The sequence below is a fragment of the Streptacidiphilus sp. EB129 genome (assembly GCF_041262645.1).
Taxonomy (GTDB): Bacteria; Actinomycetota; Actinomycetes; order Streptomycetales; family Streptomycetaceae; genus Streptacidiphilus.
This window is the reverse complement of record NZ_JBGCCS010000042.1, coordinates 44026-52569: the sequence shown is the minus strand read 5'-3', so window position 1 is coordinate 52569 and position 8544 is coordinate 44026. Positions and strand designations below refer to the sequence as shown.

Sequence of the window (8544 nt, the reverse complement as noted above, 5' to 3'; positions counted from 1 at the left end):
CCGAACGACTTCACCGCCCACCGAACGACTTCACCGCCCACCGAACGACTTCACCGCCCACCGAACGACTTCACCGCCCACCGAACGACTTCACCCGGCCCCCACCCGAAAGGCTCCATGATGCGACTCCGCAGCACCGCCCTCGCCCTCGCCACCGCCGTCGTGCTCGCCGCCGGAGCGACCGCCTGCGGCAGCTCCGCCAAGCCCGCCGCCCCCGGCGCGGCCGGCACGTCCCCGCTGGCCGGGCAGACCGTGTCCGTCGCGGCCGTCTGGACCGGGGCCGAGCAGACGGCCTTCCAGCAGGTGCTGGCCGCCTTCACCGCCAAGACCGGGATCAAGGCGACCTTCACCTCGACCGGCGACAACCTCACCGCCGTCGTCGGCAGCAAGATCGCTGGCGGCGACGCCATGGACGTGGTGATGGCCCCCCAGATCGGCGTGATCCAGGAGTTCGCCCGGAAGGGCTGGCTCAGTCCGCTGGACGCCCAGGTCAGTGCGGACGCCAAGCAGAACTTCTCCGGCGTGTGGACCGGCTTCGGCACCGTCGACAACACCTACTACGGCCTCTACTTCAAGGCCGCGTTCAAGTCCAGCGTCTGGTACAGCCCGGCCGCCTTCACCAACGCGGGCATCAGTGCCCCGCCCGCCACCTGGCCCGACCTGCTCAAGGACGCGCAGACGCTGACCGACTCCGGGGCGGGAGGCATCGCCGTCGGCGGTCAGGACGGCTGGACCCTCACCGACTGGTTCGAGAACATCTACCTCTCCCAGGCCGGGCCGGACAAGTACGACCAGCTGACCAAGCACCAGATCCCGTGGACCGACCCGTCCGTGATCAGGGCGCTGACCACGCTGGGCGCATTCTTCGCGAACCAGAAGATCATCGTGGGCGGCGACCAGGGCGCGCTGCACACCGACTTCCCGACCTCGGTCTCCGACGTCTTCGGCCCCAAGCCCAAGGCCGGTATCGTCTACGAGGGCGACTTCGTCGCCGGGAACATCACCAGCCTGAAGAAGACCGTCGGCACCGATGCGAACTTCTTCCCGTTCCCGGCCGTGGACGGCGGCAAGCCGCCGGTGATGGGCGGCGGGGACGCCGCGGTGATCCTCAAGGCCGGCAAGGACCAGGCCGCCGCACAGGCCCTGGTCGACTATCTGGCGAGCACCGAGGCCGCGACGGTCTGGGCCAGGCTCGGCGGCTACCTCTCGCCGAACAGGAACCTGGACCCCTCGGTCTACCCGGACGCCACCACCAAGGCCCTGGCCACCGCGCTGATCGGCGCCGGCGACGGCTTCCGCTTCGACATGTCGGACCAGGCGCCCCCCGCCTTCGGCGGTACCCCCGGCGCGGGCGAATGGAAGGACCTGCAGGACTTCCTGGCCAAGCCGAGTGACGTCCAGGGTGCCGCGACCAAGCTCGAGGCCGACGCCGCCGCCGCCTTCAAGGGCTGAGCCCGCCGTGTCCACCACCCTGCGCACGCCCCCACCCGGGCGGACGCGGACCCCGGGCGCCGGCGCTTCCCGCCGGCGCCGGGGCCGCGGCCTCGCCACCGCCTTCGTGCTGCCCGCGCTGCTGCTGCTCGGCGCGCTGGTCGTGTATCCCATCGTCTACTCCGTGGTCCGCAGCACCTTCGACTCGGGCGGCAGCCACTTCATCGGCCTCGGCAACTACCGCACCGCCTTTCGCGACCCGGCCACCCTCACCGCGCTGCGCAACAACGCGATCTGGGTCGCCGTCGCCCCGGCTCTGGTCACCGCGATCGGCCTGGTCTTCGCGGTGCTGACCGAACGGGTCCGCTGGGGCACCGCGTTCAAGCTGCTGGTGTTCATGCCGATGGCGATCTCCTTCCTCGCCGCCGGCATCATCTTCCGGCTGGTCTACGACCAGGACCCGCAGCAGGGCGTGCTGAACGCCGTGGTCGTCGCCGTCCACGACACCTTCGCGCCGCCGTCCCCCTACCCCGGGGTGCACCCGCGCGAGGACAACCCGCTGGTCGCCGCGGACGACGGCTCGGCCAGGATCAGCGTGGACCCGGCCTCGCCGGGCGGGGTGCTGCTGCCGCTGCTGGGCGTCGCGCCCACCGCGCTGCCCAGGGACGCCCGCCCGGCCGCGATCCCGGCAGCCGGATCGGGCAGCGCCGTGGACGGCGTCGCCTTCCTGGACTTCGTCCCCGGCGGCGGGGGCCGGCCCGGGGTGCCCGGGCCCGGGAAGAAGGGCCTGCCGGGACTGACCGTGCAACTGCTGCAGAACGGCCGGAAGGTGGGCACCGCCACCACCGCGGCGGACGGCACGTTCCACCTCGCCCGGCCCTCCGGCGGCGGGCCGATGCAGGTGGTGCTGCCGGCCTCCGACTTCGCCCAGCCCTACCAGGGCGTCAGCTGGCTCGGCCCGACCCTGGTCACCCCGGCCGTGATCGGCGCCTACATCTGGATCTGGGCCGGGTTCGCCATGGTCGTGATCGGGGCCGGACTGGCGAACCTGCCCAGGGACACCCTGGAGGCGGCCCGGATCGACGGGGCGAGTGAGTGGCAGGTGTTCCGGCGCATCACCGTCCCGCAACTCGCCCCGGTGCTGGGGGTGGTGTTCGTGACCATGGTGATCAATGTGATGAAGGTCTTCGACCTGGTCTTCATCATCGCCCCGCAACCGGTGCAGCAGAACGCCGATGTGCTGGCCCTGCAGCTGTGGCTGGACTCCTTCGGCGGCGCGGACGACCAGGGCCTGGGCAGCGCGCTCGGGGTGCTGCTGCTCCTCCTGGTGGTGCCGTTCATGGTGCTCAACATCCGACGTTTCCGCAGGAGGACATGATGAAGCGCCTTGTCGCGCTCACCAGGGGCGGGCTGGTGCGGGCGGTCCTGATCACCGCGGCACTGGTGTGGCTCACCCCGACGCTGGGGCTGCTGGTCTCCTCGCTCCGGCCGGCCGCGCTGACCTCGTCCAGCGGCTGGTGGACCGTGCTGCTGCATCCGACCCGGCTCACGCTCGGCAACTACACCTCGCTGCTGCGGGGCAACGACGTGACGGGGGCGCTCTGGAACACGGTGCTGATCAGCGTGCCCGCCACGGCGGCCGTGGTGGCGCTGGCGGCACTGGCCGGATACGCCTTCGCCTGGCTGGAGTTCCCCGGCCGCGACGTCATATTTCTGGTGGTGGTGGGCTTGCTGGTGGTTCCCGTTCAGATCGGATTCATACCGGTGGCGAAGCTTATGGGTGTGATTGGCATATTCGGCACCATCCCCGGAGTGGTGCTCTTCCATGTCGCGTACGGGCTGCCGTTCGCGGTGTTCCTGATGCGCAACAACTTCCTGGACATCCCGCGGGAGATGCTGGAGGCGGCCCGGGTGGACGGGGCCGGCGAGTGGCGCACCTTCCGCTCGCTGGCGCTGCCGCTGGCCGCGCCGGGCCTGGCCTCGCTCGCCATCTTCCAGTTCCTCTGGGTCTGGAACGACATGCTGGTGGCGCTGATCTTCGCCGGTCCGTCCTCGCAGCCGCTCACCGTGCTGCTGCAGTCCCAGATGCGGCAGTTCGGCAGCAACCTCAGCATTCTGGCGCCGGGGGCGTTCCTCTCCCTGCTGGTGCCGGTGGCAGTGTTCTTCGCCTTCCAGCGGTACTTCGTGCAGGGCGCGATGGCGGGATCCGTCAAATGACGCGGAAGGTATGGCCGACGCCTTCCGCCGGGCCCGGGAGTGGCTTACGATCCAGCGCCATGCTGCGAGTACTGGCTGTCGACGACGAGGCTCCCGCCCTTGAGGAACTGCTGTACCTGCTCCGCGAGGACCCCCGGGTGGCCCGGGCCGAAGGAGCCGCGGACGCCAACGCCGCGCTCCGGCGGATCGGTGCGGCACTGGAACAGGGCGAGGACGGCGAGGGCGGGCTCGACGTGGTGTTCCTGGACATCAACATGCCGGGGCTGAGCGGGCTGGACACGGCCAGACTGCTGGCCGGGTTCGCCCGTCCACCGCTGATCGTGTTCGTCACCGCGCACGAGAACTTCGCCGTCCAGGCGTTCGACCTGAAGGCCGTCGACTATGTGCTGAAGCCGGTGCGCAGGGAGCGGCTCTCGGAGGCGGTGCGCCGGGTCAACGGGCTCGCCGAGGCGCGGGCGGCGGAGCGCGGCGAGCGTGAGCGGCGGCCGGAGGGGGCGGACCCGTCGGCGCCGGGAGCACGTGACCCCCGGCCGCCGTCGGGTGAGACCGTTCCGGTGGAACTGGGCGGCGTCACCCGCTTCGTCGCGGTCGAGCAGGTCCACTATGCCGAGGCCCAGGGCGACTACGCGCGGCTGCACACCGCCGAGGGCAGCCATCTGGTACGGATCCCGCTGTCGGCGCTGGAGGAGCGCTGGAGCCAGTGGGGCTTCCTGCGGATCCACCGCCGCTACCTGGTCGCGCTCGGCGCGGTGCAGGAACTGCACTCGGAGGGCGGGGCGCTGAGCGTCAGGGTCGGCGGCGCGCTGCTGTCGGTGAGCCGGCGCCATGCCCGCGACCTGAGGGAACTCTTGGTGAACCGGCCGGGGGAGGGCGACCGGGCGCGTGGCTGACGACGGTGCCCGTTGGCCACTGAGGGTGTCTGCCGTCCGCCCGTTCCGCCGACCGTTCGTCGCCGGTGCCCGCCCGTACGGCGCGTGCCCGGTGCCGCTCGGCGAACCGGGGACCGTCCCGGGCTGAGCGGCAACCTCGGTGCCCTACCGTGGGAAACCGGCTCACTGACGGCAGACCGGAGGCGGAGGGTGGGCGTGTCCGAACACGAAGCGCTGCTCGCCGAGGTGCACCGGCTGCCCTCGGCCGCCCCGACCAGCCCGGACGAGCTCGCCGACCACCTGGTCCGGCTGAAGAGCGTGGCCGGCCGCTGGGCCGACCTGTTGTTGGAGGTGTGCGAGCACAGCCGCGGTCTCAGCGACTCGGGCACCGCCTCCGCCCTGGAAATCGCCTTTCGCCGCGCCGAGCAGTCCTATGTCGAGTTGGAGATCGCCCACAGCGCCGCCCTTGACACCTACCGGAGATGACGGCCTGTCCGCTTTTCCGGATGGTGGAACACACAGGGTGAAACCGGACCTTCCGCAGCGCTGACCGCACGACTGTTCGTGCGTAGACTCTGCCCGCAGCCTCCGTCTGTTCACCCGCTGCGCACACAATGACGTGGCGCAGGGGCCGGAGGAGTCAGAGGGGAGCTCAGGTGAACCCGCAGCAGCGCCCGCGGCGCGAGGTGGTCCGGTCCGAGCGGACCCCGGGCCGCACCGGCGCCCGCCCGAACGGCGACCGCGTTCCCGCCGACCCCCGGGCGGTCGAACTGATGCGGCGTCAACTGACTACCGCGGCGATCTCCGCTGCCGCCCTGCTGGTCCTGGTCGGCTCGCTGCCGCTGGACTTCGCGCTGGTGCCCGGACTGGCCGCGGTCAGGGTGGCCGGAGTCGGCATCGCCTGGATCCTGCTCGGCGTCCTGGTCTACCCGGTACTGCTGCTGATCGGCAGGCTGCACCTGGGCCGGGCCGAGCGCAACGAGTCCGCCGTCGAACCGCTGGAGGACGGCCGGTGATCGGGGGATACGGCGTCCTGGCAGTCACCCTGGTGGTGCTGGCCACCGTCCTGATCGGCGCTCTCGGGCTGCGGATCTCCCGGACCACGTCCGACTTCTATGTCGCCTCGCGCTCGGTCGGGCCCGGCCTCAACGGCGCCGCCATCAGCGGCGAGTACCTGTCGGCGGCGTCCTTCCTCGGCATCGCCGGCCTGCTGCTGGCCCATGGCGCGGACATCCTCTGGTACCCGGTCGGCTACACCTGCGGCTACCTGGTGCTGCTGCTGTTCGTGGCGGCCCCGCTGCGCCGCTCCGGCGCGTACACCCTGCCGGACTTCGCCGAGAGCAGGCTGGAGTCGCGCCCGGTCCGCCGGGTCGCCAGCGTCTTCGCGGTCGGCATCGGCTGGCTCTACCTGCTGCCGCAACTGCAGGGTGCGGGACTGACCCTGCGCACCGCCGTCGGCGGTCCGGAATGGCTCGGCGGGGTGGTCGTCGCGGTCGTGGTGCTGTGCACCGTCACCGCCGGCGGGATGCGCAGCATCACCTTCGTCCAGGCGTTCCAGTACTGGCTGAAGCTCAGCGCCCTGCTGGTGCCGCTGGTGTTCCTGGCACTCGCCTGGCAGGGCGACGGGGCGCCCGGCGCGTCGGCGGAACAGCCCGCCTCGTTCCACCGTGCCACCGTGGTCCGGGTGGACCGCAGCGTCGTCGTGGACGTCACCGCCGCGACCGGGGTGACCGTCACCGGCATCCTCGACGGGCGGACCGAGCGGCGGGCCGCGGTCACCCTCGTCCCCGGCCCGCACACCATCGGGGCAGGAACCGACCTGGCCTTCCCGGCCGGTGCGGCGGTCCCGCAGCCGGCCGGGGCGGTCGCGGACGGCAGCGGCGGCCGGGCCTGGGGCCGTCCGCTCAACGGCAGCCCCGGACAGCACCCGCTCTACGCCGACTACGGCCTGATCCTGGCCACCTTCCTCGGCGCGATGGGACTGCCGCACGTCGTGGTCCGCTTCTACACCAGCCCGGACGGCCGGGCCGCCCGTCGCACCACGCTGGTGGTGCTGGCCCTGCTCGGCGCCTTCTACCTGCTGCCGCCGCTGTACGGGGCGCTGTCCCGGATCTACGTCCCCGACCTGGTGCTCAGCGGGAACACCGACACCGCGATCCTGGTGCTGCCGCAGCGGCTGGTCGGCGGCACCGCCGGGCGGCTGCTCAGCGCGGTGCTGGTCGGCGGGGCCTTCGCGGCCTTCCTGTCCACCGCGTCCGGGCTCACCGTCTCGATCGCCGGAGTGCTCAGCCAGGACGTGCTGCCCTCGGTCGGGGTCCGCTCCTTCCGCTGGGCCACCCTGCTCGCCGTGGCGGTGCCCACCGCCTGCACCCTGGCCGTCCCCGGACTCCCGCTGGCGGACGCGGTCGCGCTGGCCTTCGCCGTCGCGGCCTCCTCGTTCTGCCCGCTGCTGCTGCTCGGGATCTGGTGGCGCCGGCTCACCCCGCCCGGCGCCATCGCCGGCATACTGGCCGGCGGCGGGTCGGCGGTGTGCGCGGTGCTGGCCACCATGGGCGGCCTGTACTCCGGCGGCTGGCCCGCCGCGCTGCTCGCGTGGCCGGCCGTGTGGAGCGTGCCGACCGGATTCCTGGTGATGGTGCTGGTCTCGCTCGCCACGGCCGGGAGCGTGCCGCCCGGCACCGAGGCCACCCTGGCCCGGCTGCACCTGCCCGAAGCGACGCCGGCGCTGCCGCCGAGCCGCAGCCACTCCCCGGCCGGTCGGCCGTGAGCGCGGCGGGATGGGGCGCGGTCGTACTCGCCGCCCTGTTCGGCCTGCTGGTCGGGGCCGCCGGGCAGTGGGCCGCGACCAGGGCCGGCGACGGCCGGACCGACGACCCCGGCGGGGTCGTCGCGGGCCGTGACACCTGGCCCGGCACACCGGTCGAGCAGGCCACCTACCGCACCCTGCACACCGCCTCGTTGGCGGCTCCGCCGCTGCGGGCCGGACTCACCGAGGACACCGCCCGCAAGGCGGCCCGGCGGCTGCGCTCGCTGCTCGGCACCCCCGCGCTCAGCCTCACCGACACCGTCACCGCGCTCGCCTGGGACGGCACCGGCGAGCACCACCGGGCCGCGGTGATGGCGTCCGCCGGCCAGGTCATCGCCTCGGGCCGGGCGATGACCTTCGCGGTGGACTGCGACGACGACGGCTGCACCCTGCGCCGGGCGGTGCTGGCTCCGCTGCTGGTCGACGGCCGGGTCCTGGGCACCCTCGCCGCCTACGCACCGGCGGAGTCCCCGGCCCTGGTCAGGGCCGCCGAGGAGGTCGCCCGCTGGGTCTGCGTGCAACTGGAACTGGCCGACCTGGACCGCTCCCGGACCCGGCTGATCGAGGCCGAGGTACGGGCGCTGCGCGCGCAGATCTCCCCGCACTTCATCTTCAACTCGCTCGCCGCCATCGCGTCATTCGTCCGCACCGACCCCGAGCGGGCCCGGGAACTGCTGCTGGACTTCGCCGACTTCACCCGCTACTCGTTCCGCCGGCACGGCGACTTCACCACCCTGGCCGAGGAACTGCGCTCCATCGAGCACTTCCTGATGCTGGTCCGGGCCCGCTTCGGCGACCGGCTGGCCGTCAGCCTGCGGATCGCCCCCGAGGTGCTGCCGGTCGCGCTGCCCTTCCTCTGCCTGCAGCCGCTGGTGGAGAACGCCGTCAAGCACGGCATCGAGGGCCGCCCGGGACTGAGCACCATCAGCATCACCGCGAACGACGCGGGTGCTGAGGCCCAGGTGGTGATCGAGGACGACGGGGCCGGCATCGACCCGGAACGGCTGCGCCGCATCCTGCGCGGCGAAGGCGGCCCCAGCACCGGGATCGGCCTGGGCAACGTCGACGCCCGGCTGCGCCAGGTCTACGGCGAGGACCACGGCCTGGTCATCGAGACCGGCGTGGACGCGGGTACCAGGATCACGGTCCGGATCCCCAAGTTCGCCCCCGGCGTGCACGCCTCCGCCCCGGACCGTCCCGCGAACGGGTGCTGACGCAGGA

Annotated in this window: 8 protein-coding genes; all 8 read left to right on the top strand. The window is 72.6% G+C overall.

Annotated elements, in window-relative coordinates; all coding sequences use genetic code 11:
• Nucleotides 1-117 precede the first annotated feature (117 nt).
• The 8 genes from ABH925_RS32660 (at nt 118) to ABH925_RS32625 (ending at nt 8537) form a co-directional block, all read left to right on the top strand.
• The gene (locus ABH925_RS32660; RefSeq protein ID WP_370153943.1) at nt 118-1452 is read left to right on the top strand and encodes an ABC transporter substrate-binding protein; all 1335 of its coding nucleotides are present in this window, start codon (nt 118-120) and stop codon (nt 1450-1452) included.
• 7 nt (nt 1453-1459) lie between these two features.
• Nucleotides 1460-2809, top strand: coding sequence for a carbohydrate ABC transporter permease (locus ABH925_RS32655; RefSeq protein ID WP_370153941.1), 1350 nt, complete (start codon nt 1460-1462; stop codon nt 2807-2809).
• The gene (locus ABH925_RS32650; RefSeq protein WP_370153939.1) at nt 2806-3648 is read left to right on the top strand and encodes a carbohydrate ABC transporter permease; all 843 of its coding nucleotides are present in this window, start codon (nt 2806-2808) and stop codon (nt 3646-3648) included. The genes ABH925_RS32655 and ABH925_RS32650 overlap by 4 nt, the downstream gene beginning before the upstream one ends.
• 59 nt (nt 3649-3707) lie before the next feature.
• Nucleotides 3708-4538 carry a LytR/AlgR family response regulator transcription factor gene (locus tag ABH925_RS32645; protein WP_370153938.1) on the top strand — a complete coding sequence of 277 codons (831 nt, stop codon included), beginning with the start codon at nt 3708-3710 and terminating at the stop codon, nt 4536-4538.
• 195 nt (nt 4539-4733) lie between these two features.
• Nucleotides 4734-5003 (top strand): hypothetical protein, encoded by a 270-nt coding sequence (locus ABH925_RS32640; RefSeq protein ID WP_370153936.1) that lies wholly within the window; start codon nt 4734-4736, stop codon nt 5001-5003.
• A gap of 170 nt (nt 5004-5173) precedes the next feature.
• Nucleotides 5174-5533 (top strand): hypothetical protein, encoded by a 360-nt coding sequence (locus ABH925_RS32635; RefSeq protein WP_370153934.1) that lies wholly within the window; start codon nt 5174-5176, stop codon nt 5531-5533.
• Nucleotides 5530-7284, top strand: coding sequence for a cation acetate symporter (locus tag ABH925_RS32630; RefSeq protein ID WP_370153932.1), 1755 nt, complete (start codon nt 5530-5532; stop codon nt 7282-7284). Before ABH925_RS32635 ends, ABH925_RS32630 begins: the two co-directional genes overlap by 4 nt.
• Nucleotides 7281-8537 (top strand): histidine kinase, encoded by a 1257-nt coding sequence (locus tag ABH925_RS32625; protein WP_370153930.1) that lies wholly within the window; start codon nt 7281-7283, stop codon nt 8535-8537. Before ABH925_RS32630 ends, ABH925_RS32625 begins: the two co-directional genes overlap by 4 nt.
• Nucleotides 8538-8544 lie beyond the last annotated feature (7 nt).

What these genes read in the sequence shown, in the direction of transcription:
- ABH925_RS32650 (WP_370153939.1), top strand. Translation starts at nt 2,806, where the DNA reads ATGATGAAGCGCCTTGTCGCGCTCACCAGGGGCGGGCTGGTGCGGGCG.
- ABH925_RS32660 (WP_370153943.1), top strand. Translation starts at nt 118, where the DNA reads ATGATGCGACTCCGCAGCACCGCCCTCGCCCTCGCCACCGCCGTCGTG.
- ABH925_RS32645 (WP_370153938.1), top strand. Translation starts at nt 3,708, where the DNA reads ATGCTGCGAGTACTGGCTGTCGACGACGAGGCTCCCGCCCTTGAGGAA.